The 26,760-nt window shown below is 59.9% G+C and carries 17 protein-coding genes and 1 tRNA gene; 12 read left to right on the forward strand and 6 right to left on the reverse strand.

Annotation, left to right across the window (positions count from 1 at the left end; all coding sequences use genetic code 11):
* Positions 1–143 precede the first annotated feature (143 nt).
* From mgtA to HU722_RS11315, 5 genes are all read left to right on the forward strand, one after another.
* Positions 144–2,849, forward strand: coding sequence for a magnesium-translocating P-type ATPase (gene mgtA, locus HU722_RS11295; protein WP_065879974.1), 2,706 nt, complete (start codon positions 144–146; stop codon positions 2,847–2,849).
* Positions 2,850–2,865: 16 nt separating this feature from the next.
* On the forward strand, positions 2,866–3,582 hold the full coding sequence (locus tag HU722_RS11300) for an MgtC/SapB family protein (RefSeq protein WP_025854501.1): 717 nt from the start codon (positions 2,866–2,868) through the stop codon (positions 3,580–3,582).
* Positions 3,583–3,875: 293 nt separating this feature from the next.
* Positions 3,876–4,502 carry a response regulator transcription factor gene (locus tag HU722_RS11305; RefSeq protein ID WP_065872305.1) on the forward strand — a complete coding sequence of 209 codons (627 nt, stop codon included), beginning with the start codon at positions 3,876–3,878 and terminating at the stop codon, positions 4,500–4,502.
* A gap of 1 nt (position 4,503) precedes the next feature.
* Positions 4,504–8,118: a transporter substrate-binding domain-containing protein gene (locus HU722_RS11310; protein ID WP_186753052.1), complete on the forward strand. Its 3,615-nt coding sequence runs from the start codon at positions 4,504–4,506 to the stop codon at positions 8,116–8,118.
* A gap of 134 nt (positions 8,119–8,252) precedes the next feature.
* Complete coding sequence (locus tag HU722_RS11315) at positions 8,253–8,687, forward strand: ANTAR domain-containing protein (protein ID WP_065872303.1); 435 nt, start codon at positions 8,253–8,255, stop codon at positions 8,685–8,687.
* On the opposite strand, the gene dkgB is transcribed toward HU722_RS11315, so the two are convergent.
* Positions 8,684–9,502, reverse strand: a complete 819-nt coding sequence (dkgB, locus tag HU722_RS11320) for a 2,5-didehydrogluconate reductase DkgB (protein WP_065872302.1) — start codon at positions 9,500–9,502, stop codon at positions 8,684–8,686. The two genes, HU722_RS11315 and dkgB, sit on opposite strands and share 4 nt — an antisense overlap.
* Before the next feature lie 214 nt (positions 9,503–9,716).
* Positions 9,717–10,796 carry a 3-deoxy-7-phosphoheptulonate synthase gene (locus HU722_RS11325; RefSeq protein ID WP_065872301.1) on the reverse strand — a complete coding sequence of 360 codons (1,080 nt, stop codon included), beginning with the start codon at positions 10,794–10,796 and terminating at the stop codon, positions 9,717–9,719.
* A 608-nt stretch (positions 10,797–11,404) separates the two neighbouring features.
* Between HU722_RS11325 and HU722_RS11330 the strand changes: the two genes are divergently transcribed.
* The 7 genes from HU722_RS11330 to HU722_RS11360 all read left to right on the forward strand — a co-directional run bounded on the left by HU722_RS11330 (position 11,405) and on the right by HU722_RS11360 (position 16,395).
* Positions 11,405–12,154, forward strand: coding sequence for a carbon-nitrogen hydrolase family protein (locus HU722_RS11330; RefSeq protein ID WP_186753051.1), 750 nt, complete (start codon positions 11,405–11,407; stop codon positions 12,152–12,154).
* Positions 12,155–12,586 carry a GNAT family N-acetyltransferase gene (locus tag HU722_RS11335; RefSeq protein ID WP_065872299.1) on the forward strand — a complete coding sequence of 144 codons (432 nt, stop codon included), beginning with the start codon at positions 12,155–12,157 and terminating at the stop codon, positions 12,584–12,586.
* A gap of 92 nt (positions 12,587–12,678) precedes the next feature.
* A complete protein-coding gene (locus HU722_RS11340) occupies positions 12,679–13,029 on the forward strand; it encodes a helix-turn-helix domain-containing protein (RefSeq protein WP_065879971.1) in 351 nt (116 codons plus the stop codon).
* A 166-nt stretch (positions 13,030–13,195) separates the two neighbouring features.
* Entirely contained in the window at positions 13,196–13,837 is a 642-nt protein-coding gene (gene gacA / locus HU722_RS11345) for a response regulator transcription factor GacA (RefSeq protein WP_003190387.1), read from the forward strand.
* Between the two features lies 1 nt (position 13,838).
* Positions 13,839–15,662: an excinuclease ABC subunit UvrC gene (gene uvrC / locus HU722_RS11350; RefSeq protein ID WP_065879970.1), complete on the forward strand. Its 1,824-nt coding sequence runs from the start codon at positions 13,839–13,841 to the stop codon at positions 15,660–15,662.
* A gap of 33 nt (positions 15,663–15,695) precedes the next feature.
* Positions 15,696–16,256: a CDP-diacylglycerol--glycerol-3-phosphate 3-phosphatidyltransferase gene (gene pgsA / locus HU722_RS11355; protein WP_049708976.1), complete on the forward strand. Its 561-nt coding sequence runs from the start codon at positions 15,696–15,698 to the stop codon at positions 16,254–16,256.
* A 63-nt stretch (positions 16,257–16,319) separates the two neighbouring features.
* Positions 16,320–16,395 (forward strand) — tRNA-Gly (locus HU722_RS11360).
* A gap of 178 nt (positions 16,396–16,573) precedes the next feature.
* On the opposite strand, the gene HU722_RS11365 is transcribed toward HU722_RS11360, so the two are convergent.
* The 4 genes from HU722_RS11365 to HU722_RS11380 are packed head-to-tail and all read right to left on the reverse strand — an operon-like array spanning position 16,574 to position 26,734.
* Positions 16,574–17,932, reverse strand: a complete 1,359-nt coding sequence (locus HU722_RS11365; RefSeq protein ID WP_225930684.1) for a coiled-coil domain-containing protein — start codon at positions 17,930–17,932, stop codon at positions 16,574–16,576.
* The gene (locus HU722_RS11370; protein WP_186753050.1) at positions 17,929–24,240 is read right to left on the reverse strand and encodes an AAA domain-containing protein; all 6,312 of its coding nucleotides are present in this window, start codon (positions 24,238–24,240) and stop codon (positions 17,929–17,931) included. Before HU722_RS11370 ends, HU722_RS11365 begins: the two co-directional genes overlap by 4 nt.
* 14 nt (positions 24,241–24,254) lie before the next feature.
* Positions 24,255–24,899 (reverse strand): 4Fe-4S single cluster domain-containing protein, encoded by a 645-nt coding sequence (locus HU722_RS11375; RefSeq protein WP_065872295.1) that lies wholly within the window; start codon positions 24,897–24,899, stop codon positions 24,255–24,257.
* A 2-nt stretch (positions 24,900–24,901) separates the two neighbouring features.
* The gene (locus tag HU722_RS11380; RefSeq protein WP_065872294.1) at positions 24,902–26,734 is read right to left on the reverse strand and encodes an AAA family ATPase; all 1,833 of its coding nucleotides are present in this window, start codon (positions 26,732–26,734) and stop codon (positions 24,902–24,904) included.
* Between the last annotated feature and the right edge of the window lie 26 nt (positions 26,735–26,760).

The following is a 26,760-nucleotide window of genomic DNA, read 5'->3' on the forward strand; positions in this document are numbered from 1 at the left end:
CGCTGACCAGCACCTGACTCACCTCGGGATGCTACGGACGCGCCTGCCTTTACGGTGGGCGGGCCAAGCTGACTGTGCCTGTAAAATGGCGCGGGGCAGACGGCCGTACCTGCACGAGTGTTTCCTCGCGCAGGAGTAACACCATGAACTTCACGCTGCTCAAAGAGTTCTTCGCCGGCTTCCTGCGGACCCGGCATATTGCCCGGCATTTCCGCCGCCTGGCGATGCTCGAAACCGTGACCGACGCCAGTGTCAGCCGCGAAGTACCACCGACCCTGGCACAAACCCTGGTGGTCTCGGCCAACAACAGCGCCGTGCAATTGCTAGGCACGCTAGGCAGTCATTCCGAAGGTTTGAACACCCAAGAGGCCGATGCCCTGCGCGTGCAATACGGCTTCAACGAAGTCGAGCATGAGCAGCCGCTGCCCTGGTGGGTGCACCTGTGGCACTGCTACAAGAACCCGTTCAACCTCTTGCTGACCCTGTTGGCAGTCATCTCCTGGCTGACCGAAGACATGAAGGCCGCCACGGTGATTTTCTCCATGGTAGTGCTGTCGACGCTGCTGCGTTTCTGGCAGGAGGCCAAATCCAACAAGGCCGCCGATGCACTGAAGGCCATGGTGAGCAACACCGCCACGGTGCTGCGTCGCGATGAGGCCAAGCGCATCGAGTTACCGATCAAGCAGTTGGTGCCCGGCGACCTCATTGTGCTTTCGGCCGGCGACATGATCCCGGCCGACTGCCGTGTGCTCAGCGCAAAGGACCTGTTCGTCAGCCAAGCGGCGATGACCGGGGAATCGATGCCGGTGGAGAAGTTCGCCCAGCAGCAGGACGCCAACACCCGCAACCCGCTGGACCTGGAGAATATTCTGTTCATGGGCACCAACGTGGTGTCCGGCGCGGCGACGGCGGTGATCCTGACCACCGGTAACAGCACCTATTTCGGCGCGTTGGCCCAGCGTGTGACGGCCACCGACCGCGCGACCACGTCGTTCCAGCACGGCGTTAACAAAGTCAGCTGGTTGCTCATTCGGTTCATGTTCGTGATGGCGCCACTGGTGCTGTTCATCAACGGTTTCACCAAGGGTGACTGGACTGAGGCGCTGCTGTTTGCATTGTCGATTGCCGTGGGCCTCACCCCGGAAATGTTGCCGATGATCGTCACCTCCACCCTGGCCAAGGGCGCGGTGTTTCTGTCGCGCAAAAAGGTCATCGTCAAGCGCCTGGACGCGATCCAGAATTTCGGCGCCATGGATGTGCTGTGCACCGACAAGACCGGCACGCTGACCCAGGACAGGATTTTCCTGGCGCGCCATGTGGACGTGTGGGGCGAAGAGTCCGACGATGTGCTGGAAATGGCCTACCTCAACAGCTACTACCAGACGGGTCTGAAAAACCTGCTGGACGTGGCGGTGCTGGAGCACGTGGAGGTGCATCGCGAGCTGAAAGTCGGCACCGCGTTCCACAAGGTCGATGAGATCCCGTTCGATTTCAATCGTCGCCGCATGTCGGTGGTAGTGGCCGAGGAAGGCTTGCCGCACCTGTTAATTTGCAAGGGTGCCGTGGAGGAAATCCTCTCGGTGTGCAACAACGTGCGCCATGGCGACACCAACGAGGCGCTGACCGATGAACTGCTGGCACGTATTCGCCAGGTCACCGCTGCGTTCAACGAAGAAGGCTTGCGCGTGGTGGCCGTGGCCGCGCAACCGATGGCACCGGGGCGCGACACCTACAGCCTGGCGGATGAGCAAAACCTCACGCTGATCGGCTACGTGGCTTTCCTCGACCCACCGAAGGAAAGCACCGCACCCGCCCTCAAGGCGCTCAAAGCCCATGGCGTCGCGGTAAAAGTGCTGACCGGTGACAACGAGCTGGTCACCGCCAAAATCTGCCGCGAAGTGGGCCTGGAGCAACAAGGCCTGCTGATGGGCAACGACATCGAGGACATGACCGACGCCGAGCTGGCAGAGGCTGTGGAAACCACCAACGTGTTCGCCAAGCTGACGCCGAGCCACAAGGAGCGCATCGTGCGCCTGCTCAAGGCTAACGGACATGTGGTGGGCTTTATGGGCGATGGCATCAACGATGCGCCGGCGTTGCGTACCGCTGACATCGGTATTTCGGTGGACAGCGCGGTGGATATTGCCAAGGAAGCCGCCGACATCATCCTGCTGGAAAAGAGCCTGATGATCCTGGAGGAGGGCGTGCTGGAGGGGCGGCGTACCTTCGCCAACATGCTCAAGTACATCAAGATGACCGCCAGTTCCAACTTTGGCAACGTGTTCTCGGTGCTGGTGGCCAGTGCATTTATCCCGTTCCTGCCGATGCTGCCGATGCATTTGCTGGTGCAGAACCTGCTGTATGACATTTCGCAGATCGCGATTCCGTTCGATAACGTCGATGAAGAAATGCTCGCCAAGCCACAACGCTGGCAACCGGGCGATGTCGGCCGTTTCATGCTGTTTTTCGGGCCGATCAGTTCGATCTTTGACATCACCACGTTTGCACTCATGTGGTATGTCTTCGATGCCAACACCCCCGACCACCAGACCCTGTTCCAGTCCGGCTGGTTTGTGGTGGGGCTGCTGACCCAGACGCTGATCGTGCACATGATCCGCACCCCGAAAATCCCCTTCCTGCAAAGCCGTGCGGCGATGCCGTTGATGGTGATGACCGGCGTGATCATGGCCGTGGGGATTTTCCTGCCGATGGGACCGTTGGCGCATTACTTTAAATTGCAGGCGCTGCCATCGCTGTACTTTGTGTTCCTGCCCGTGATCCTGCTGGCGTACATGGCCCTGACCCAGGCGGTGAAGGGTTACTACATCCGTAAGTTTGGCTGGCAATAAACAGGGACGATTTCCTATGCAAGCAATCAATAATATCAACCTCAATTCCCTGATCGACACCCTGGTCAGCCTCACTGCGGCATTCATCCTCGGTGGCCTGATCGGTTTCGAACGTCAATACCGCCAGCGCACCGCAGGTCTGCGCACCAACGTGCTGGTGGCGGTGGGCGCGGCGATTTTCGTCGACATGGCCAACCGTCTCGGCGGTGCAGAAGGCGCGGTGCGCGTAGTGGCGTATGTCGTGTCGGGTATCGGCTTTCTCGGCGCCGGTGTGATCATGCGTGAAGAGGGCAATGTGCGCGGGCTCAACACCGCCGCCACGCTCTGGGCGTCGGCGGCGGTGGGGGCTTGCGCGGGTGCCGACCTGATCCTCGAAGCGCTGCTGGGCACGCTGTTCGTGCTGGCGGCCAACACCTTGCTGCGGCCGATCGTCAACAATATCAACCGCCAGCCGCTGGATGTGGTGTCGGCAGAGGTGACCAATATCTTGTATGTGATCGCCCGGCGTACCCAGCAGAAAGCCGTGCTGGCGTTGCTGGAGGCCGAGCTGGCGCGTTGCAATTACCCAGCCAGCGATGTTGACGTGCGCCCCTTTGGCACGGAGGAAGTAGAAATCGAAGCTACCCTGGCCGTGACATCGGTCGACGGTGACGAGTTGGACGCCCTGGTGGCAAGGATATCGATGTCGACTCTGGTGGTGCAGGCGTTCTGGAGTCCGAGTACCACCGAGTAATCTCCAGCTGTAGGGATTTATCCCGCGCAAAGTTGACTATGCTAGGAAAAGTCCCACAAGCAATCAGGACTATCCCTTCATTTGATAAGGCGCCACGTTGCTAAGGTTGCGCGCTTGCGCCTCAGGAACAAGGGCGCGGTTCGACGTGTTTACTGTGCTTTATCAAAAGGAGGGGGTCTGTACTGCCTGAAGTGTCATGCAGAGTAATCAGCACCGTTTGTCGGAACTGTTACTTTTCACAGGTAGATAGGTCCCGTGTGATATGTAAGCGTACCGATCCCTCGGGGAGTCTTATGAGCAAAGCTTTAATTGTGGATGATCACCCTTTCATACGCTCAACCGTGAAGTTTCTGTTGAAGCAGGAAGGCTTCGACAAAATATTTGAAGCAGGCAACGGTGCTGACGCCATGCAGATTGCGCGTGAGGAACGCCCCGATCTGGTCATCCTCGACTTGGCAATGCCCAAGCTCGGCGGCCTGGAGGTGATCAGCCGGATCAAGGCACTGGAACTGCCTTGCAAAATTCTGGTGCTGACTTCGTACTTGGCAGTGTTCTTCTCTACCCGCTGCATGCGCGCCGGAGCCATGGGCTTTGTTGCCAAGACGGGTGAACTCGACGAGTTGCAAAAGGCTATCAGGGCGATCAGGTCCGGTTACAGCTGCTTCCCCAGCGTGGCCACCAGTTCGGTGCGCCGTGATGATTTGCAGACCACCGAGCAAGAACTGGTGGACGCGCTGTCGGATCGCGAATTGACGGTATTGCAAAAACTGGCGCTGGGCCTGGGCAACAAGGAAATCGCTGAGGACATGTTGTTGAGCCACAAGACCATCAGCACCTATAAGACGCGACTCAAGGAGAAGCTGCGTATGTCCTCGGTGGTGCACCTGTCCAAGTTCGCCCAGCGCAATCATCTGATCTGAAATGACCATCTCCCGGCTGTTGATATTCACGGCCTTCCTGCTGATGGGGCTGTTGCCCTGCGCGGCGATGGCCCTGGATGAGCCACATACACTGCGACTGTTCGGCCATTCCACGCTTGAAAACCCACGCCTGGAACTTGAGGAAAGTGACTGGCGTTGGCTGCGCGAGCGACGGGTGTTGGTGATGGGAGTGTCAGCGCCCGACTACATACCTTTCGACCAATCCAACGAAAACGACTTTGAAGGCATCACGGCTGACTATACGTGGCTGATCAGCCTTATTTTAAACATACCTATCGAGGTTCGACGCTACGACACCCGTGATGAAGTCATCGAAGCGCTCAAACGGGGCGAGGTGGATTTAGTCGGGTCTGCCAACGGTTACGAAGCGGCCGATAAGGAACTGATACTGTCGCGTTCCTACGCCAATGATCAACCCGTGTTGGTGACTCGCACGGGTGACAGCCATTCATTGAGCGTCGACCTGGCTGGCAAGCGCGTAGCGATGCTTTACCACTATATGCAGCCTGACGCTGTCCAGGCCTTTTATCCCCAGGCGCAACTGCAGCTGTACGGCTCGACTCACCAGGCGATCGGTGCCGTGGCGTTCGGTCAGGCGGATGTCTACTTGGGCGACGCCATCAGCACTCGCTATCTGATCAACAAGAACCACCTCAATAACGTCCGCATGGCAGATTTTTCCGCACTGGAGGTCAACCCGTTCGGGTTCGCTTTCAACCAGGACAACATCCGTCTGCTGAACATCATCAATGCAGCGCTGGGCATTATCACGCCCAGCCAGCAGATGGAAATCCTGCGCCGCTGGAGTGCAGGCGACAGCGGTTCCCTGGCCGCTGACCGGTTGCGTTTGAGTGAGAGTGAGCAGCGCTGGCTGATAAAGCACCCACGCGTAACAGTGGCTGTGCTCGACAAGTTCATGCCGCTGTCATTTTTCAATGAGCAAGGCCAACCGGTGGGTTTGAGCGACGAGGTGTTGTCGCGGATCAGCTTGCGTACGGGTTTGAAGTTCGAAGTGGTGCAAGGCAGCTCGTTGCCTCAGCAAGTTGACGACGTCAGCACCGGCAAAGTGGACATGCTGGCGGTGATCACGCCCAGCGTCGAGCGTGCCGAAAAGCTGCGCTTTACCCGACCCTATCTGTCCAATCCTTATGTATTGGTGGCGCGCGCCGGCGACGAACGTTTGGTTACGCTCGAAGACATGCCCGGAAAACGCCTGGCGTTTATTGGCGGCAACAGCCTCGCCGCGCAAATTGCCCGCGACTATCCAGGTATCGAATTTGTCGACGTCGCAAACCCGGAGGACGCCATGGATTTGGTCGCCAAGGGCAGTGTCGATGCGACCGTTATTTCGCTGATCAGTGCACGCTACATGATTGCGCGCCATTACCGTGATCGCTTGCGTATCACCAGCACCGTCGGTACGGAGCCAGCGCGGATTGCTTTCGGTGTCAATCGCAGCCAACTGGAGCTGTATTCGATCCTCGAGAAGGCGCTGTTGAGTATCACGCCTGAAGAAATGGACGAGCTGACCAACCGTTGGCGCAGTGAGATCATCATCGAAGACAGCTATTGGATCAGTCATCGCAACGTGATTATCCAAGGATTTGGCGTGGCCGCGTTGCTGCTGCTGATCACCCTGGGCTGGGTGCTCTACCTGCGCAACCTGATTCACAAGCGAACACAGGCCGAACGGGCCCTGAGCGACCAGATGCGGTTCATGAGCGTTCTGATCGACGGCACTCCGCACCCAATTTACGTGCGCGATCGCCAGGGCCGGTTAATGGCCTGCAATAACGCTTACCTCGATGTATTTGGCTTTAAGTTGGAGGATGTGATCGGCAAGACCGTGGTGCAAACCGATACGGGCAACCCGCCCCAGGCACAGTCGTTCCACGCCGAATACTTGAGCTTGATGGCGCGGGGTGAGCCGCAGATCCAGGATCGCGTACTCAAGGTTCCCGATGGCAGTGTGCTAACCATCTACCAATGGATGCTGCCGTACCGAGATAGCAATAGCCACGTTGTAGGCATGATTGCGGGTTGGGTGGATGTGAGCGAGCGCCAGCGGCTGTTGAGCCAGTTGCAGGCAGCCAAGGAGGACGCAGACTCGGCAAACCGCGCCAAGACCACATTCCTCGCGACCATGAGCCATGAGATCCGCACGCCGATGAATGCCGTGATCGGCATGATCGAATTGGCCCAGAAAAACGCCGAGCAGGGCCGCGTCGATCAGGATGCGCTGGAGGTGGCGTCGATGGCCTCGCGAAGCATGCTGGAATTGATCGGCGATATTCTGGACATTGCGAAGATAGAATCCGGCCACCTGTCCCTGACCTTGGCGCCGGCCAATCTCCACGAGTTGTTGGCATCTGTGGCGCGTGTGTTTGAGGGGCTGGCGCGGGACAAAGGCTTGCAGCTGCGAGTGGAGCTCGATCCGATGACTGCCCGCTCGGTGCTCATCGACCCTTTGCGCTTCAAGCAAGTGGTGTCCAATCTGCTGGGGAATGCCATCAAGTTTACCGCCACCGGTCAGGTTCGCCTGGGTGCACAGTGCGCCCCGGCGTTGGCCGGTGACCACTTGAACCTACGGTTGTATGTCGAAGACACGGGGGTTGGCATCAGTGCTGAAGATCAGCAGCGTTTGTTCAACCCATTTATCCAAGGGAGTAATAACGAACAGTCGGCGCGCAGTGGTTCCGGCCTCGGGTTAGTGATCAGTCGCAACCTGTGCGAGATGATGGGCGGTCAACTGCGCTTGAGCAGTGTGCTGGGCAAGGGGACGCGGGTGGACGTGACGTTGGCGCTGGCGTTGACCAGCGCAGCACAGGTTTCGACTCCCGTCGCACGTGTTCCACCGACGCAGGCGTTGAACCTCCTGGTGGTCGACGACTACCCGGCCAACCGCTTGTTGCTGACTCGTCAGCTGAGCTTCCTTGGGCATCACATCGTCACGGCCGAAGATGGCGCCGAGGGCTTTGCACTGTGGCAGGCCGAGCATTTTGATGGCGTCATCACGGATAGCAACATGCCGGTTATGGACGGTTACACGCTGGCACGTAATATCCGTGCCCAAGAGCGTCAGCGTGGTCTGGTGCCGTGCCTGCTGCTGGGGTTCACTGCCAACGCCCAGCCGGAGGAAACCGAACGCTGCAGGCAGGCGGGCATGGATGGTTGCCTGTTCAAACCGACCGGCCTTGATGATTTGCGTGCGGCGCTGGCACCTCGCAGCGCAGCAGCCGTGACGGGTGAGGTCGAGCCGGCGTACGACCTCAGTACGCTGACTACGCTGACAGGCGGTGACACTGCCGCGCTTAACGAGTTACTCGTGCCATTGCTCATCAGTCTTGCAGAAGATCGCCTGCTGCTGCCGACGCTGCAAAATCACGCGGATATCGCCAAGTTGCATGACCTGGCTCATCGCGTGAAAGGGGGCGCTCGCATGGTCAAGGCCCACAGGTTGGTCGCCTGTTGCGAAACCTTGGAAGGGGTGTGTGAAAGACATGACCACCAGGCATTGGCGGCCGCGATACAGGCGCTGGACGCGGCCATCGATGGTTTGCATCACAGCCTGAGCCGGCACAGCAAGCAGGCTTGACTGAGGTGGATAGCCATTCGGCGGATTTGGGAGAACTCCTACATGGAAGGGGAACAAGCCTGATTTTGTCTTCGGCATATGTCTGGAAAATGGGCCTCGCTCACTGACGAGCACTGCCTGCCCAGGGGTTTGCCATGCCAAACAAAGCACTGACTATCCTGATTGCCGATGAGCAACACCTGCAACGCCTGTACATCGAGAAAATGCTCAACAAGCTGGGGTATCACCGGATCGTACCGGTGCAAACCTTCGAAGAGGTCCAGCTACTCACTGCTATCCCGGCCCAACCCTTTGACGTGCTGATCATCAATGCGGGGCTGGCGGTCCACGCTTGCGGGCTTCAACCTCAGGCGCATCATGTGCTGGTCTACGATCACCAGGACCTGAGCCTGGATATGGACGCCACCGCCGACGCAACGCCGGCGGTGCTGGTGCGGCTGCCCGGCGTGCCGGATAGCGTCAACCTCGAACACTTCATGGACATCATCGACCCACCCGCAGCCACCACCGGCCTGCGGGTTTTACCGTGGCTGCGGGAGTTATCGCGCGCGCCCGTGGCCGGGGCCTAGTCCCACTCTGGTGCGATACCTTTCGGGCTGGTCAGGCGGTGGCCGCGCTCCAGCTCGGCAATCTGCGCCATGTCGGCAGCACTCAAGGTCAGTTGCAGGGCCCTGAGGTTGCTTTCCAGGTTGGCACGTTTGGTCGACGATGGGATGACCGCGTAGCCCAGTTGCATGGCCCAAGCCAGCGTCACTTGCGCCGGGGTAGCCTGATGGCGCTCGGCGATTTGCTCGATCACCGGGTCTTTGAGCACTTCGCCGTAGGCCAGGGTCATGTAGGAGGTGATCTGGATACCGTGAGCGGTGGCAAAATCCACGACCTTGCGATTTTGCAGGTAGGGGTGCAGTTCGATCTGGTTAGTGGCGATGTTCTCGGCACCAACGGCAGCAATCGCTTGCTTCATCAGGTCGACGGTGAAGTTGGAGATGCCGATCTGGCGGGTCAGGCCCAGGCGTTTGGCTTCCAGCAGTTGGCCCATGAATTCGGTGACAGATACCTGGTCTTCCGGCGATGGCCAGTGGATCAGGGTGAGGTCCAGATAGTCGGTTTTCAGTTTGCTCAGGCTTTCGCGCAGGCTTGGGATCAACTGGCCTCTGGCGAAATTGGCGATCCAGATTTTGCTGGTGATAAACAGCTCATCGCGCGGGATGCCGCTGGCGGCAATGGCTTGGCCGACGTCTGCTTCGTTCTCATAGATCTGCGCGGTGTCGATGACGCGGTAGCCCAGTTCCAGGCCGGTGCTGACAGAATCGATCACCACCTGGCCTTGCAAGCGGAAGGTGCCTAGGCCGAAGGCCGGAACGTTTTGCGTTGGGATAGACATCAGTAACTCCAGAAGGGGTGTAAACAATGGAGTCGAGTATCCGCTCGTCGTTCCTCTGGAAAAACCGCCGAATCCGAAAAGGACTTTTTACCCCACGTCACGAATAGCGCCTGGGAGCTGGCTTGCCTGCGATGGCGGCGTGTCAGGCTACAAGTCTGTAGCTGATGTACCGCGATCGCAGGCAAGCCAGCTCCCACATTTTTATCTCCATCCGTCAGTTGGCTTTGTGTTGTTCGCGCAACCGCTCCGCCGCACTGCGCAGCAGTTGCTCGGTGCCGCTCCAGCCCAGGCAGCCATCGGTCACCGACACACCGTACTTCATCGACGCGCTCAACGGCTGGCAACCTTCGAACAGATGACTTTCGAGCATCATGCCGATCAGCGCGGTGTCGCCCTGCAGGCGTTGCTCCAGTACGTCGTTGAATACGGCCGGTTGACGCAACGGGTCCTTGCCGCTGTTGGCATGGCTGCAGTCGACCATGATCCGCGCCGCCACCTTGGATTTGGCCAAGTCGTGCTTCACCTGCGCCACGCTTTGCGCATCGTAGTTCGGCCCACGGTGACCGCCGCGCAGTACCAAATGAGTATCGGGGTTGCCCGGGGTCTGGATGATCGCCGGGTGGCCCTGGCTGTCGACGCCGAAATGGCGGTGCGGGTGTGAAGCCGAGCGCATCGCGTCACAGGCAATCGCCACACCGCCGTCGGTGCCGTTCTTGAAACCCACGGGCATGCCCAGGCCACTGGCCATTTCGCGGTGGATCTGCGATTCGGTGGTGCGCGCGCCAATCGCGACCCAACTGAGCAGGTCATCGAAGTAGCCGGCGGCCATGGGTTGCAGCAACTCGGTGGCTACCGGCAGGCCCAGGCGCAGCATTTCGCGCATCAGTTCGCGCGACAGCGTGAGGCCGGCAGCCATGTCATCGCTGCCATCCAAATGGGGGTCGTAGGCCAGTCCTTTCCAGCCGATGGTGGTGCGCGGTTTTTCGACGTAGGCGCGGATCACCAGCAGCATCTGGTCGCTGACTTCAAGCGCGAGCTTCTTCAGGTTGCGCGCGTATTCCATGGCCGATTTCGGATCGTGGATCGAGCACGGGCCGACAATCACCAGCAACCGTGAATCGTCGCCATTGAGGATGGCGCGCACAGCTTGGCGATGGGCGTGGACTTGCTCGTTGAGGAACGGGCTGAGCGGCAGCTTGTGTTTCAACTCAAGCGCACTGGGCAGGCGCTGGGTCAGGGCTTCATTGGCGCTGGTCAGGGCAGAGAGGGGCAGGGCGGCGGTGGCAGTGTTCATATTCAAGGCTTCCTGGGCAAGCGGCGGGCTATTCCCGCGCGCTCTGCCCTACTGGGGTGTTCGACAATTGGCCGTATCGGCTACGTGTGCTGGTGTGCCACCAATAGGTGACCGATCGGAGGCGGCAGGCTGTCCCGAGCGGAGCTTGCTAAATCGCCATGCAGTGGAAGTGTCGTAGCGGTAATAGGTGGCGTAGTTCATGTCATGAGTCCTTTAAGTGTTCTTGCAAAATTGATGGAGGCCTGAAAAAACAAAACCCCCGGTCGGGGAGCCGACCGGGGGTTAGATTTCTCTGGTAGGCGACCCCTTGAGTAGTGGGCGCCGATTTCAGGTATCAGGCGCGCCAGTGGCTAAACCAATACCCAAAATAAAAGCATGCCGCTGCGCTCGAACCGTTCACGCGGGTAGCCGATACCAGGCGCGGGGCGCTGGCAGCAGGGCAAACCTGAGTGTGGGTGAGTTGCAACACGGTATGTCTCCAAATGATGGGGGCAGCTTACTAGAGGCACGCGGGGGGATTCAATCAGAAATTTCTATCGTGCCGGGGTACTTACTGCTATCGGCCGGGATATGCTTGTAACACTTCAACAATTTGCTTGGACGCGACCATGACTGCCCTGACCCTTGCTGCGGCTCAATCCATTTCCATTGCGGGTGATGTGCCGGCCAATATCGAACGGCACGTGGCGTTCATGCACGTGGCGGCCGAACATAATGTGCAATTACTTGTATTTCCCGAGCTGTCGTTGACCGGGTACGAGCCGTCATTGGCTGCCGGTTTGGCGATTACGCCAGATGACCCAGTCTTGGCGCCGCTGCGTGAAATAGCCCGGGTGTTGCGATTGACGGCGGTAGTGGGAATGCCTGTCCGCCTCGCACCCGATGCCGGTGTGTTGATTGGCGCGCTGGTATTGGGCGCGGATGGCTCCCTGGCGCTCTATACCAAGCAGCATTTGCACCCAGGCGAAGAGGTTGCGTTCGTCCCGGGCCAGGGCGGTGCGGCCCTCGAGTGGGAGGATGAGCAGATAGCATTGGCCGTGTGCGCGGACTTCTCCCACGCCAGTCATCCGCGCCTGGCGGCGGAGGCGGGCGCCACTGTCTACGCCGCTGGCGTGCTGGTGAGCGAGGGCGGCTACGCAACGGACAGCGCGTTACTCCAGGGCTATGCGGCTGAGCATGGCCTGCTGGTGTTGATGGCCAACCATGGCGGTCCGTCCGGTGGCTATGTTTGCGCCGGTCGCAGCGCCATCTGGGCGGCTGATGGCGGTTTGCTGGCCGCCGCTCCCGGTGTTGGCGACGCGCTGGTGATTGCCCGTCGTGTTGACGACGTGTGGGCTGGCCAAGTGGTTGCTCTCTAAATGGCGTTCCACTTGCGCGCGGCGACGGACCACGACCTGGCGTTCGCGCGGACGTTGACTTTCGAAGCCATGAGCCGCTACTACGTGCAATACGGCCTGGTGTGGTCCAACGATGGCTTTGATGTTGCCTGGGCGGGCCGTGAAAACTGGCTGATCTGCAATGATGACGTCGTGCTGGGTTTTATCAGCCTGAGCCGCGACAGTCGCGCGCTCTATATCCGTGAGTTGCATATGCTCGAGGCGTGTCGCGGGCTGGGCGCGGGCAGTTGGGTATTGGAGCAGATGGCAATCAAGGCTCAAGCCTTGGGTTTGTTACGCTTGACGGTGTTCAAGGGTAATCCTGCCAGGCAGCTCTATCAGCGCAGTGGGCTGAACGTTGTGGGTGAAGAGGATTGCTTCTGGCGCATGGAGCGTGCCTGTCAATCGAGCTAATCCCTGTGGTCCATTCTAATAAGCGCATACTGGGTACAGCAGGCGACTTTCTTGTTGTCGCTTCAACGTGTCAAACAGGAATATGCATTCAAATGAGTGGAATTGGTTCGCGTTTGAGACAAGAAAGGGAGCGACTTGGCCTGTCGCAAAAAGTGTTTGGTGAAATTGGCGGTGTTGAAGCCAACGCACAGGGTAAGTACGAAAGCGGAGGGCGAGCGCCCAAGGCCGACTACTTGTCGCGTGTCGCCGAAAGAGGTGTAGACGTGTTGTACGTGCTGACCGGTGAAACCACGCCGCTTCAACTGGAGAATCTCAGCCAGATTGAAGAAAAAGTACTGGGGGACTACCGCGCGATGTTCAAGGAAGACCAGGCTGCAATCCGTCGTTTGACGTCTAGCCTTGCCGAGCATTGTGTGACGCATAACGGTAAAACCATGCCGTAGCCCCGGGATTCCTGACCTGTTGCCCAGAAAATTGAGCCGTCCGGCCCGCACTGGGCGGCTACTGTGTGTGCTAACGCTATATATATGACGCTTGCAGCTAGGTCTGCGCCTAGGTTTTTTGCTAAGGTGTTCAGCAACCTATAAGACCATATCGCGAGGTGTCTGCTTGATTAGGGTGCTAGTAGTCGATGACCATGATCTCGTTCGTACAGGCATTACACGAATGCTGGCTGACATCGATGGCCTGCAAGTAGTCGGCCAGGCCGAGTCCGGGGAAGAGTCCCTGATCAAGGCCCGGGAGTTGAAACCCGATGTGGTGCTGATGGACGTCAAGATGCCTGGTATCGGTGGTCTTGGCGCCACGACCAAGTTGTTGCGCAGCCACCCGGACATCAAAGTCGTGGTGGTGACCGTGTGTGAAGAGGACCCGTTCCCGACACGCCTGTTGCAGGCGGGTGCGGCCGGTTACCTGACCAAGGGCGCAGGCCTGGCGGAGATGGTGCAAGCGATTCGCCTGGTATTTGCGGGCCAGCGTTACATCAGTCCGCAGATTGCCCAGCAACTGGCCATCAAATCCTTCCAGCCCACCAGCGACTCGCCATTTGATGCGCTGTCGGAACGGGAAATCCAGATCGCCTTGATGATTGTCGGTTGCCAGAAGGTGCAGACGATTTCAGACAAGCTGTGCCTGTCGCCCAAGACCGTCAACACCTACCGCTATCGCATTTTCGAGAAGCTCGCCATCAGCAGTGATGTTGAATTGACCCTGCTCGCGGTGCGCCACGGCATGGTGGACGCCAGCGCCTGACATGACCACATTGTTTGATCCAAGTGCTTTCCTCTCGACCTGCAGTGGCCGCCCCGGCGTGTACCGCATGTTCGACAGTGAGGCGCGCCTGCTGTATGTCGGCAAAGCCAAGAACCTGAAGAACCGTTTGGCGAGCTACTTTCGCAAGAGCGGTCTTGCGCCCAAGACCGCTGCGCTGGTGGCGCGTATCGCCCAGGTCGAAACCACCATCACCGCCAATGAAACCGAGGCGTTGCTGCTCGAGCAGACGCTGATCAAGGAATGGCGGCCGCCGTACAACATTCTGCTGCGTGACGATAAATCCTACCCCTACGTGTATTTATCCGACGGTAATTTCCCACGCCTGAGCATTCATCGTGGCGCGAAGAAGTCGAAGGGCAAGTATTTCGGACCCTATCCCAGCGCCGGCGCGATCCGCGAAAGCCTGAGCCTGCTGCAAAAGACCTTTTTTGTGCGCCAGTGCGAAGACAGCTTCTACAAGAACCGCACCCGGCCGTGTCTGCAGTACCAGATCAAACGCTGCAAGGCACCCTGCGTGGGACTGGTTGAGCCGGCCGAGTACGCCGAGGATGTGCGCCATTCGGTGATGTTCCTCGAAGGACGCAGCAATGCGCTCACCGACGAACTCTCCAGCGCCATGGAGCAAGCTGCCAGCACCCTGGATTTCGAGAAGGCCGCCGAACTGCGCGATCAGATCTCCCTGCTGCGTCGCGTGCAGGACCAGCAGAGCATGGAAGGCGGCACCGGCGACGTCGACGTGATCGCAGCCTTCGTTAACCCGGGTGGTGCGTGTGTGCACCTGATCAGCGTGCGTGGCGGGCGGGTGTTGGGCAGTAAGAATTTCTTCCCGCAGACCGGTATCGACGAGGAGGTCGCCGAAGTCATGGCGGCATTCCTTGGCCAGTACTACGTCAGCAGCCCCGAGCGCGACCTGCCAGCGGAGCTGATCGTCAACGTGGTGCATGAAGACTTCCCCACGCTGATCGAGGCGATCCACGAACTGCGCGGCCGCGAGCTGGATATCAGCCACCGCGTACGCGGCACCCGCGCGCGCTGGCAGCAATTGGCCGTGACCAATGCCGAACAGGCCCTGGGAGCGCGCCTGGCCAATCGACAGCATGTCGCAGCACGCTTCGATGCCCTGGCCGAAGTCCTCAACCTGGACGAGCCGCCACAGCGTCTTGAGTGCTACGACATCAGCCACTCCAGCGGCGAGGCCACCGTGGCGTCCTGCGTGGTGTTCGGGCCGGAAGGGCCGATCAAATCCGATTACCGGCGCTATAACATTGAAGGTGTCACCGCTGGCGATGACTATGCGGCCATGCACCAGGCCCTTACGCGACGGTTCAGCAAGCTGAAGGAAGGCGAGGGCAAACTGCCCGATATCCTGCTGGTGGACGGTGGCAAAGGCCAGCTGTCCATGGCTCGCGATGTGCTCAACGAACTGGCCGTGCCCGACCTGATCCTGCTCGGCGTCGCCAAGGGCGCCACACGCAAAGCCGGTTTCGAAACGTTGTACTTGAATGATGCCGCCCACGAGTTCACCTTGAAGGGCGACTCGCCTGCGTTGCATTTGATTCAGCAGATCCGCGACGAAGCCCACCGTTTCGCCATTACCGGCCACCGTGCCCGCCGAGGTAAAACCCGGCGAACGTCAACCCTGGAAGGGGTGGCGGGGGTTGGGCCGACACGGCGTCGCGACTTGCTAAAACATTTTGGTGGCTTGCAGGAGCTGTCCCGTGCCAGCATTGACGAAATAGCCAAAGCACCCGGTATCAGTAAAAAGCTCGCTGAGTTGATTTATGCGAACCTGCATAGCGAATAGAATGCCCTTTCCACCTCGTAGCCAGTTGTGCCGATGAATATCCCTAATCTGATCACCGTTCTACGCGTCCTGCTTATCCCTATTTTCATTCTGTTGTTCTATTTGCCGTACGAATGGAGCTATATGGCCTCCAGCTCGGTGTTTGCGTTTGCCGCCGCCACCGACTGGCTCGACGGCTACCTGGCACGTCGCCTGGAGCAGAGCACCCCGTTCGGCGCGTTCCTCGACCCCGTGGCCGACAAGCTCATGGTGGCCGTCGCCCTGGTCCTGCTGGTGCAGGAACACGGCAACCTGTGGCTGACCCTGCCGGCTGCGGTGATCATCGGCCGCGAGATCGTGGTGTCGGCCCTACGCGAATGGATGGCTGAAATCGGCGCCCGCGCCCACGTGGCCGTCTCCAACATGGGCAAATGGAAAACCGCCGCGCAAATGCTCGCATTGGTGATTCTGCTGGCCAACCCGTCGGATTTCTCTTTCTGGGTCCTGACCGGCTATGCCTTGCTGCTCATCGCCGCCGGCCTGACCTTGTGGTCCATGCTCCAGTATTTGCGCGCCGCCTGGCCGCATCTGCGTACCACTGTTGAAAAGAAATAAAACTTTTTTGAATCAAGGGGTTGACGGGTTCTGATATTTCTATAGAATGCGCACCACCAAGACGCGGGAATAGCTCAGTTGGTAGAGCACGACCTTGCCAAGGTCGGGGTCGCGAGTTCGAGTCTCGTTTCCCGCTCCAACATTCAGAAAAAGCCACTCAAATGAGTGGCTTTTTTTGTGCCTGAGAAATACCCGCACTCATTTCGATAGGATGCTTTTGGCCAAAAAACGGACCCTGTCTTGGACGTTCAGTTTCCAAGAAGGACACCCTCAAGGGCTGGAGTTCGATTGAGGTCAAGGCGCCTGTAGTTAGCGGTTCATTTATGAAGTGTCTTTTGCTGAGCAGTAATTGTTTCTACGCCCGGCTCGGAAATATTCGTTTCTTTAAGTGGGACTTCGCCTACCGAAAGCGCACGCTCTATGAGTAACTCGCTGCCTTTGTCTTTCAATAAGTCCTGCAGTCGCTGGAATTCGCCGCACCAGATGGTTTCAATGTCGCGATCCCGTGCCCTATCGCGATCGCTGCTGAGGGCTACAGCGCGAACCTGCAGGCGGCCATTGTCGGCTTTTCCACCCACTTCCACTCCATAACCGGGGGTAGCGGCTTTGCGCAGTACGATCTTGCCGGTTTCTGCCCAGGCAGTCGCCATGCCTTCGCGCACTTCGTAGCCGAGGCTGGCCAAGCCGCTGAGCACGGCTTCGCGGCGGGCGAGGGCGGCCTGGTCCTGTAAGTGGGAAGCGATAAGCGCTTTACACTGCTCGATCAATCCGGTGGTTATCGAAAGCTCGGTGTCGGTTGTAAAAGCGCCAATATGATCGAGCAGGGTCGCGTGTTCGATGCCTGTGTAGGTTTTGACTTCGCTGGCCAGATCCTGCAGTTGTTCGAGACACTCGCGTTGGCGTCGGAAGTTTCGGGTGGACGCGGCGAGGTCGAGTACTAGGCTGTCAAGCAGCAGGTTGCGTCGCTTAGCATCGGTTTGCGTTTCAGCTCTTTCCAGTGCCAAGAGGAACGGCGCGGCACATTCAGCGCCTTGCAACAGTTGCAGCTCCACGATGTGGCGGTCAATGCGTAGCAGCCGTGCGTCGCGCGTTGCATCCGGTTCCCGGGCCGCAATCCATTCGCGCAGGGAAACCTCGGGTTCGTCGACCTTGAGTTGCTGCGCCAGGGCGCGTTGGGTATCGCTCAGAGCTGGCTCCTCGCTTGCCTTGCTCAAGTGGGCGAAACCCTCGGCTAGCAGACGTTCGGCATCTTCCCGACTGGCACCGCTGGCCAGTCGTAAGAGAGACTCCAGCAAGGCCTTATCGACGTTTTCGGGGTTGGCTTGCAAGGCGTCAAGCAGGGTTTTTGCGTTTTCCTGGACGCGTCGGTCGCGTTGGCGTCGCTCGGCGGCACGAATTATCGCGCGTTCTTCGCGGTCCTCCAGGTCACGGCGCAGGTGCTCGATTTCCACTGGTACGGCCTTCTGCAGTTCCGCCAATCGGTCTTCTGCCAGCAGAGTGCGAAGGCGAGTGTGTCGCTCCAGGAAGGCTGAGCGCTCCTGGTCACTAAGTTCGCCCAGCCTTGTGGCCTGTGTCTGCCAGCGGTCCACGGCGCGTTCCAGGCGTTGCATGTGGCCCTCACAAATGGCGATGATTTCTTCGCGGGTAACAATGCGAACGACCTTGGGACCACTCATTGGCAGATTTCCGTATCAACTGAAGTAGGGCTGGGTTGCGGCGGTTGCTCGGCTTGCATGGCGTATTCGATTGCTTCACGCAGTCGTGAGCGTTCGCTGTCGCCGCTGTGATACCAGGCTTGCGACGACACACGATGGATGTGCGGGATGGCGCGGTGCAGCACGGACGGGCGCCAAATTTCCCGGGCGCGGGCACGTTCCAACAGATTATGGCAAGGCGCATCGCACTCGATGCCTATTGCGTACAGGCCCGTGCTTGGATTCTCGATGGCGAAATCGAGCCCGAAAGCGTCGCCTTCACTGGCGGGAGCCGCCTGCCATCCCAGGGAATGAATGAATTCACCGACCAGCCTGACAAAACCATCACTTTGCTGACCTTGCTCACGACGCTGGCTGCTGCTGCGGTCGGTCTGCAGGCGCTCCAGCAACTTGGTGCTGTTGCTGAACTCGCCCGAGGAGAGCGCGCGAGCATATTCCAGATAGCCTTGCAGATAGTCTCTCGGGCTGTTGGGCGCGCGGTGCGTGTTTAGCATGTCCGAGATATCGGCGATTGGCATCGACGTGATCATCACCACCTTGCGACGCGCGCGGGTCACCGCCACGTTCAGGCGTCGTTCGCCCCCCGTCTGCCCCAGTACGCCGAAGCTACGGCGGAATGTGCCTTGGCTGTTGCGCCCAAAGGTGGAGGAGAAGACGATGATGTCGCGTTCATCCCCCTGCACGTTCTCCACGTTCTTGACGAACACCGACATATCCTCGCCGTCTTCGCTGCGCTCGCGCTCCTGGGCGTAGGCGGCGCGGAACAGTTCATCCTGCTCTGCACGCTGCTCCAAGTGCTCCTCGATGAGGTCAGCCTGCTTGCGGTTGAAGGTGACGACACCCACCGAAGGGCGCTGGTCGTAGGGCTTCTGCCACAATTCGCTCAGGTACTCGACGACCCGTTCGGCTTCCTGGGCGTTACTCTGGTTCTGATACAGCCCGCCGACCTGGATCAGCTCCAGCGGCTTAATGCGTTGGATGTTCGCCTGCGGGTGACGGACCGGAACGTTCAGGCGATTGCCATAGAACGAAGCGTTGGAAAAGCCGATCAGTTCACGGTAGGCCGAACGGTAGTGGATCTGCAATGTGGTGCTGGGCAGGGCGTTGCGCGCCAGCTGCAGCAGGTCGGGACAATCCTTGATCTCACGACGGTTCCAAGTGTCTTCGAACGCTTCGCGCTGTTCCTCATCCGCGTCGTCGTCAGGTTCGTCGCCGTCAAACACTTCGGCTTCGTCGCTTTCGATGCGACTGGAAAAGAATGCCGTCGGCGGCATTTGCTTTTCATCGCCGCTGACAACAGTGACCTGACCGCGGAACAGGGTCGGCAGGGCGAACTCAACCGGCATCTGCGAGGCTTCGTCATAGATGACTGTATCGAACAGGCCTGCCTTGAGCGGCAGTACACGACTGGCGACGTCCGGGTTCATCAGCCACACCGGACGCAGGCTCATCAAACCGAGGTTACTACCCAGTTCGATGAATTCACGCAGGCGCCGCGAGCGTTTGCCAGTCAGGCGGGTAACATCCTCCCATTGTTTGCGATTGCCCAGGTTATCGAGGTTGATGCCTTTGGCCAGCAGCTCACGATTGAGCAGCCGCATCTGTGCGTCGGCTTGCGCGAGGCTGCCGACTTTGGCGCGGGCTTCGTCCTGGCTGAGCAGCAGTTCGGGATTGGTTTGCTCTACGCGGTGTTTCCAGCCCAGTCGGGCTTCGCGGTTGAGCAGGCGCCGCACTTCGGCTTCAAGTTGCTCGGGCGCAATGTTGTCCAACTGTTCCTGGCGTTGGCGCAGCAATGCGAGCAGCTCCAGGTCGGCTGCTGTCAACTGAGCGGCGCGCCCGCGGAATGCCTGGTAGGCGGCCAGGAAGGGCAGCGCTTCATGCAGCCGATCAAGAGACAGTTGATTGCTCAGATTGTGCTCGATGGCGTGCTGCAGTTGCTGCACCAGTTCTTCGCCCAGCCAGTCGCCGAGTATCTTGAGTTGCTCGAGGCTGGATTGGCGAACGCCATGGCGCATCAGCGAAGCATCGAGATCGCTGAGCAGCGCCTCGAGATGGTGTTTGTCGCCGGCGAGGGCGGCCTCGTCGGCCTGCCGAGCGCGAGGCGATTGCGCCAGCGCCATGGCCAGAGCCTGGATTTCCAGCAGGTGGCGGATGTCGCTCTTCACGAAGCTGATCAATTCCAGGCAGGCTTGCTGACTCACAGCTTCCAGTTCCAACGCCTGGTGCAGCGTACTCAACTCGGCGCGCAATGGTCGCCACTGGCTTTCAAGGCGGATGGCTGCCTGTAGGGTTGGTAGTGCTTCAATAACACGGCTTTCTCCCTGGCCCTGAAGGAAATTGCGCAGTCGGTTGCGCCGCAACAGATTCATCGGGTTGATGTTCGCCAACCAGGACCGGGTTGCCATGACCTTGGTGCAGTCTTGATCCAGATGCCTGAGGGCCTTGTTTTCGAGCAGGCAGAGGGCCGGTGACAAGGCGGGGGCGTAGTGGTCCTGATCCAGTTGGCCGAGTTGCTGATCCAGTTGCTGTAGTTCACCGAGAATCGACTCTCCCCGTGGAGGTTGGTCCGCTTCGCGGCTGCGGAAAAGCGGTAGCCAGCGCGCAAGGCGCAGACGTTGCTCTTGCTTCAGGTCGAGCAGGGCAGCGACATGGGCCGCTATCCAGTTACGGTACGGCGCCGGGTCGTCGATTTCGAAGCTGGCAGGGTGTGCTTGCAGCGTGGCCTGACGGTTGTGTTCGGCTTGGGTGAAACTGTGCAGATTGTCGGTGAAAGCCTGCAAAGTCGCCCGGTCGGCGGCGAACGACTGCAACTGGGCCAATGGGCTGCCTTCGTAGCGTGCGGGTAACCACAGGCGAATCAGAGGGGCGCAGCTTTCTTCCAAGCGTGTCAGGCTGGCGAGGTCCAAGGAGGCCAGGCGTTGGCGCAGGGCCGGAAACTCGAGCGGGGCCGGGCCGGATTCCAATTCAATTAACTCGCCGAGCAGCCTGCGATAGCTGAGGCCGGTATTCTCATCCAGGCGATGCAGGCTCTGGTGGAAGCGGTCGAGCTCGCCCTCCAGGGCCTCGATGCGGGCCGCGACCTGCTCGCGCTGGCGCTGCCAGCCCTGAGCCTGGCTGCCGTTCGTGAACAGGCTTTCCAGTTGTTCGCGAATACCGCGGATGACGGGCTCGCGGTCTCGGTTCACGTCATTGAGCATGACGATGCGTTGGCCAAGGCCCTCGGCGACCAGGCGTTTGTACACCACCTCGAGCGCCGCATGCTTCTGGCAGACGATAAGCAAGCTGCGCTGGCGGCCGATGGCGTCGGCGACCATGTTGACGATGGTCTGGCTCTTGCCGGTTCCAGGCGGCCCCTCGACCAGCAGTCCCGGGCTTTGTCGGGCCTGGATCACGGCCGCTTCCTGGGAGGGGTCGCTGGCCACGGTGAAATAGCGTTGCAGCTCGCCTGGAGGTGTCTCGTGCGTGGTTTCATCGGCGGTCTTGAGGCGCAACGCCGTTTCCAGGCCGGTACCGGCGGGCGACAGGGTTTTCAGTTGGCGCAGGTCCTCCCCGATGGCTTGTCCCATGAAGGTCACGTGAAACAGCACCGCCGCGCAGTCCAGCTCGTCTTGGTAGGGCGCGATCTCCACGCTGCTGGCGGGCAGGTTGCCAAGGGCGCGTGAGCGAATGGTGGCGAGCATGCCGAAGGCGTCCATCACATCCGTCGCACGAATTGACGAGCGGCCCAGCAGTTCATCGACGGTCTTGCGCCAACGTTTGCAGGTTTCGGCGCCGAGCACGCTTTCCAACGCGGGGTTGAGCCGCACTTCCTCGCGCTCACTGTCAAACGCCAAGGCGGCGTGACCACGAGAACCCAGTTCCAGCAGCAGCTTCACTGGCCATAGCAGCAGCGGGATAATCCGTGTGCGCGTGGTGCCGCGAGGGTCGCGATTGAGCAGGAAAGGGAAGCCCAGGTACAGGCCGTCGATGCCGGTGTCGCGTTTGTACAGCGCGCTTTGCCGGTACAGGGCATGCAGGCGCGATTCCAGCTGGCCGTTGAGCTGAAAACTCTCTGGGTCGAGGCTCACTGCCCGGGCATTACGTTGCAGCAGGTGATCGAGCAAAGCCGCGGCCGGACTGCGCTCGCTGTTCAGTTCACTGATGTCGACCCGTGCGGTGGTCTTGCCGATGCTCATACGCACCAGTGGCCCGCGCATCACTGCGGTCACCACCTTCTTCTCGAAGAAGTCGAGGATCTGTGAGACGTACTGCTGTTTCTGTGGTTCCAGCCAATGACTGGACGGGATGGCCAGCAACACCAGTGCCTGGGCCAACGGCATACGTCGCTCCAGGCGGAACTGCTCGGCCCACTCGTCCACTGCCGGCACGCCACACCGGGCAAAGCCTTGGATGCGTTCATCGACACTGCGGTACAGCTCAAGTCGCGAATGCAACAGCAGTTGGGTTGCCGCTTCGGAGTCGAACCAACCGACATCGGCAGCCCTGGCGAGCTCGGCGGCGGCCTCTACGATTGAGGCCCCCGAACGGAACTGACTGATCGCCGCGCTGAGCAGCACGATCAGGTCTTCTTCGGCGATCACCCGGCGCTCCGACAGAGAGCTCAGTCCCGGATGGTCGGTGTCTGGAAACAGGCGTTGGCGCTCTTGCCATTGCGTGGACAGCTTGGCTCGCGAGGTCGATAGCAGGAATATCCGCAGTTGTTCTTCGACCAACTCGATGTGTTGGTGCAGGGCACGCTGACGTACGTTTTCGGCGCGGGATTTGAGACGCGACAGCCAGTTGTCGGTCTGCAATTGCTCAAGCAGGTCCGGGACCGACCCGCTGATCAGACGATAGCCTTCCAGTGGGTGCTCCAGTAGCCATCCTGGTGTGACGATGTCGCCACGATGAATCAACGGGATTTCCGGATTGAGGATTCTCAGCGCCAGCATTAGACGGAAATCGTCCTCGATCCCTTCGTGCTGAACGACCTGACGCAAGCCGGCGACTAGAGAGGGGGCGAGACTGACCTGCTCGGCCCAGGTCACGATCACACCGCGCAGCAAATGGTCCAGAGCCTGTTGCCAGTTATCCGCCTGGGCTGCCGCCAGGGCGAATACGCCGGGCTTGTGGAAGCGGCGCTCGCCCAGCAGCAGGGTCGCACCTTCACCTTCGTCCGTTTGCTGGACGGAAGAGGCCGGAGCCTCGACCGTAATACCGTTGAGCCAGCCTTCGACCTGTGGCCATTGCCAGCGTTGATGACGGTCGCGCGCCAACAGACCTCGCAGCAGCAGGTGCAGGCGCGGGTCGAGGTCGTTGGGGATCGGTACTCCGTTGGCCAGCACGTGAATAAGAAATGCATTGGCATTGATGCCGTCGAAGCAGGCGCCCTGGGTCAGTTGCTCAAGCAGGATCATGCCCAGGCTCCACCAGTCCGAGGCAGCCGCAACGCCGCCTGCGATGGCTTCGGGCGCCATGTAGCGGCTGGTTTCCAGTGGCGATACGATGTCCAGGTCGAACTCGGACAGGCGTGCCGAGCCGAAGCCGCTGATGACCAGGTCCAGCGGTTCGCGGGAACGTACCAGCAGGCTGGCTGGGCGCAGGTCACGATGGCGCAGGCCAGCCTCGTTGAAAGCGTGCAGCGCCAGGCCCAGTTCGTTGACCACATGGTGCACGCTGTCGCTGTCGCGGATCACGCTGCCAAGTTCTGCCAGGCTCCCGCCGGTGAGTTCTTCAATGACCTCATAGGCACGGTCATCCCAGCGGCCGGTGGCAATGATTTCGGGGACGTGCTCGCGTGGCAGTCGGCGGATCACATCATAGATCGCCGGGTCCGGTTCGGCGCCAGGTCGATACAGGGTCAGGACCGCTTGTTGCGCGGTTTCCTCGTGCTTGGCGAGGTATCGTTCTCGCACGCCGTCGGTACTGCTGATCTGACGAATCAGCCGCCAACCATCGATCAGGGTCTGGGCGATGCCCTCTGGTTCGCTGCTGTCTGGCTGGGCGTCGTAGGACGTTACTTGCGCAAGTGAGCTGCCACATTCAAGGCACATCAGGTCGCCATCGACCATCGGGTGACCATTTTCGCAGAGCAGGTCAGGGACATTCCCTTGAGCCGGACTGACTGGCGGGAGGGTTTCCTCAGTGAAGACGGCTTGCGGCCGCCAGCCGGCGGCACGAATGGGTTCGCCAGCGAGGTCCCAGCCGCAGGGTTGTTCCTGAATGAGCCCTTCGCAGAACATTTCCTGGAGGGCGCGCTCGGTTTTGCAGTTAGGGCAGAAACGTATCATGGGGTGTGCTCCACTCAGCGGCGTCGCGACGCGTGTGCGCTGATCTGTAAATGATGGCCTTGTTCATGCAGCAGATCGCGTAAGCGCAATAGATCGTCACGTCGTGGGATGCCGGCCATCCAGACGCTGCCACTTTCGTCAAACATCAGGTCGAGCGCCTTGTCGGCGGGTTCGAGCGGGCGTTCGTAATGACCCAGGCGTGCCCGGCCCAGTGGCGTGAGCAGGCTCAGGCGTTGATTGTCACTGCCGCGCAAGGCCATGGTCTGACTGAGTGCTTCGATATAAGGGTCGCTGATCAAGGCATCTATCAAGCCCTTGGTCTGGAGCAACGACTCATTGAGTTGCTCCAGGGAGTAGCCACTGTAGACCAGGATGTCGAGCTCGCTGAGCCGACGCAGGCCTTCGAGCAGTGATCGCAGGGCGTCGAACTGGTCAAACGGTTCCCCTCCGGAAATGGTGATTCCTTCGGCCTCGTGCAGCCAGGGGGTTATCTGTTCAAGCAGTTGCTCCAGCGACAAGCGTCTGTGCCCTGGCCCCCAGGTATCGGCAGAGATGCATCCTGGACAGCGGATGCTGCAGCCCTGGAACCAGATACCAATACGCCGCCCCGGGCCGAGGGTAGTGACCGGAAAATGCATGCGCGACAGGCTAAGGTCCATGTTCAGCGACGTTCCATCTTCAGTCCAGTGATGTCCAACTCGGTGATCGTGAAGTGCTCGCCCGGTTGCGCGTCCTGATCGAACAGTGCCCGCGATAGGGGATTGAGCAGGCGTGCCTCTAACTGGTTGCGGATGCCCCGGCCACCGTTGGACAGGTCCTGCAGACAGAGGCTGTGCAGTGTCTGGCGTGCCTGGGGGGCCAATTCGATAAACAGGTTCTGTCCCTGCAGGTCGTCGAAGGTGGCGTTGACCATTTGTTCGAAGATCTGCACTGCAACGCCTTCGCGAATGAAGTCGAAGACGATGATGTTTTCGCCGATTCGATTGAGGATTTCTGGACGATTGAGCACGAGCTTGAAATACCGGTCGATCTCGCTGTGCACCTTCTCCTGGACTTGCTCGAAGGCTTCGTCAGGCAGGACGTTGGCAACGCGTTCGCCATTGTCGCCCTGGCGATAGATTCCCAGGTTGGAAGTGAACACGATCAGGGCCTCCGAAAAGTACACCCGATCACCGCGGCCTGAAGTCAGCACCCCGTCGTCGAGGATCTGCAGGAACTTGTCGAGAATCCGTGGGTGGGCTTTTTCGATTTCATCGAATAACACCACGCTGAACGGTTTCTCGCGGATAGCATTGGTCAGCTCACCGCCGACGTCATAGCCGACGTAGCCGGGCGGTGCGCCGATAAGGCGTTGATCGGCATGCTCGGCGCTGAACTCCGACATGTCGAAGCGGATATATGCACTTTCGTCGCCGAACAGCAGGCTGGTAATCGTTTTGGCGAGTTCGGTCTTGCCTACGCCGGTCGGTCCCGCGAGAAAGGCTACGCCCCGTGGACGGTTGCCCTTGCGACTGGCGCCGACGCCTGTCATCGCACGCTTGACGATGTCGAGCATGTGCGTCACCGCATGCTCCTGGCCTTTGACACGCTGATGGACGACCGCGTCCGCATGCCGGATACGCTGACGGTCGATCTTCAGCCACGGGTCCTCGGTGACACCGATCTTGTAGCGGCGCACCGCATCGGCAATCTGTTCCATGGCTACACCCTCGACCCGCGCCAGTTGCGCAATGGCGCTGAGATCGAGCAGCAGCAATCCCTCGGTGTTCTGGACGAAGGCTTCTACAGCCTGATGCATGACCACTTCGCTGGCGCCCTGGCTGCCACTGAGCCCTTTGAGCAACGCCGGTGCCAATGCACGGCGGGACAATTGATCAGGTTTGGACACGGGGATGTGGCGCAGGCGTGGGTTGTCGACCAGCAACCAGTCGGGCAAATCGCCTTCTTTTTCCACCAGCCATAGCAGGGTATTGAAGAACGGTTTGCGCAGCTCCGTGGCCGGACGGCTGCGAGCCTGATGGGATTGCACCAGGGCCTGGGTGAAGAGCTGGTGTTCAGCCGCGCTGAGGGAGTCGTTGCGAACCACCAGGCGCGAGGCGAAGTCGATGATCAGCGCGATAGGTTCGCCAGCACGACCCACCAGTCGTGGCAGGGTGGCGCCCAGCAGATCGATACCTGCGGGTGCTACGCCATTTACCGGAGTCAGGCCAAGTTCCTGAAGCAACGTCTTGCCGGCTTCAGGGGCGGAACCGGGTTTGTCGACTACCCGGAAACCCGACACGGGATCCCAGGCGATGACCTGGGTGTAGCCAGCATCGAGTAGGGCATTACAGAGGGTTTGGTTGAAGCTCTGCGCGGTCACCGTGCCGGGCGTCACTTCACTGGCCTGCAGGTCGCGGATGTTGCCGGACAGGACGAATTGGCTCTTCAGCGGCAAGAAGCGGAGAAGATCTCGTAGCCAACGTGGGCTTTCAAATATGGCAATCCCTGACATGTTTCAGCTCGTAACGTTGGGGCGGT

It is taken from the genome of Pseudomonas tritici, assembly GCF_014268275.3.
Lineage (GTDB): Bacteria > Pseudomonadota > Gammaproteobacteria > Pseudomonadales > Pseudomonadaceae > Aquipseudomonas > Aquipseudomonas tritici.

What these genes read in the sequence shown, in the direction of transcription:
- HU722_RS11300 (WP_025854501.1), top strand. Translation starts at nt 2,866, where the DNA reads ATGCAAGCAATCAATAATATCAACCTCAATTCCCTGATCGACACCCTG.
- HU722_RS11370 (WP_186753050.1), bottom strand. Translation starts at nt 24,240, where the DNA reads ATGATACGTTTCTGCCCTAACTGCAAAACCGAGCGCGCCCTCCAGGAA.
- HU722_RS11305 (WP_065872305.1), top strand. Translation starts at nt 3,876, where the DNA reads ATGAGCAAAGCTTTAATTGTGGATGATCACCCTTTCATACGCTCAACC.
- HU722_RS11335 (WP_065872299.1), top strand. Translation starts at nt 12,155, where the DNA reads ATGGCGTTCCACTTGCGCGCGGCGACGGACCACGACCTGGCGTTCGCG.
- HU722_RS11380 (WP_065872294.1), bottom strand. Translation starts at nt 26,734, where the DNA reads ATGTCAGGGATTGCCATATTTGAAAGCCCACGTTGGCTACGAGATCTT.
- HU722_RS11330 (WP_186753051.1), top strand. Translation starts at nt 11,405, where the DNA reads ATGACTGCCCTGACCCTTGCTGCGGCTCAATCCATTTCCATTGCGGGT.
- HU722_RS11310 (WP_186753052.1), top strand. Translation starts at nt 4,504, where the DNA reads ATGACCATCTCCCGGCTGTTGATATTCACGGCCTTCCTGCTGATGGGG.
- HU722_RS11325 (WP_065872301.1), bottom strand. Translation starts at nt 10,796, where the DNA reads ATGAACACTGCCACCGCCGCCCTGCCCCTCTCTGCCCTGACCAGCGCC.
- uvrC (WP_065879970.1), top strand. Translation starts at nt 13,839, where the DNA reads ATGACCACATTGTTTGATCCAAGTGCTTTCCTCTCGACCTGCAGTGGC.
- HU722_RS11315 (WP_065872303.1), top strand. Translation starts at nt 8,253, where the DNA reads ATGCCAAACAAAGCACTGACTATCCTGATTGCCGATGAGCAACACCTG.
- HU722_RS11375 (WP_065872295.1), bottom strand. Translation starts at nt 24,899, where the DNA reads ATGGACCTTAGCCTGTCGCGCATGCATTTTCCGGTCACTACCCTCGGC.
- mgtA (WP_065879974.1), top strand. Translation starts at nt 144, where the DNA reads ATGAACTTCACGCTGCTCAAAGAGTTCTTCGCCGGCTTCCTGCGGACC.
- pgsA (WP_049708976.1), top strand. Translation starts at nt 15,696, where the DNA reads ATGAATATCCCTAATCTGATCACCGTTCTACGCGTCCTGCTTATCCCT.
- HU722_RS11365 (WP_225930684.1), bottom strand. Translation starts at nt 17,932, where the DNA reads ATGAGTGGTCCCAAGGTCGTTCGCATTGTTACCCGCGAAGAAATCATC.
- HU722_RS11340 (WP_065879971.1), top strand. Translation starts at nt 12,679, where the DNA reads ATGAGTGGAATTGGTTCGCGTTTGAGACAAGAAAGGGAGCGACTTGGC.
- dkgB (WP_065872302.1), bottom strand. Translation starts at nt 9,502, where the DNA reads ATGTCTATCCCAACGCAAAACGTTCCGGCCTTCGGCCTAGGCACCTTC.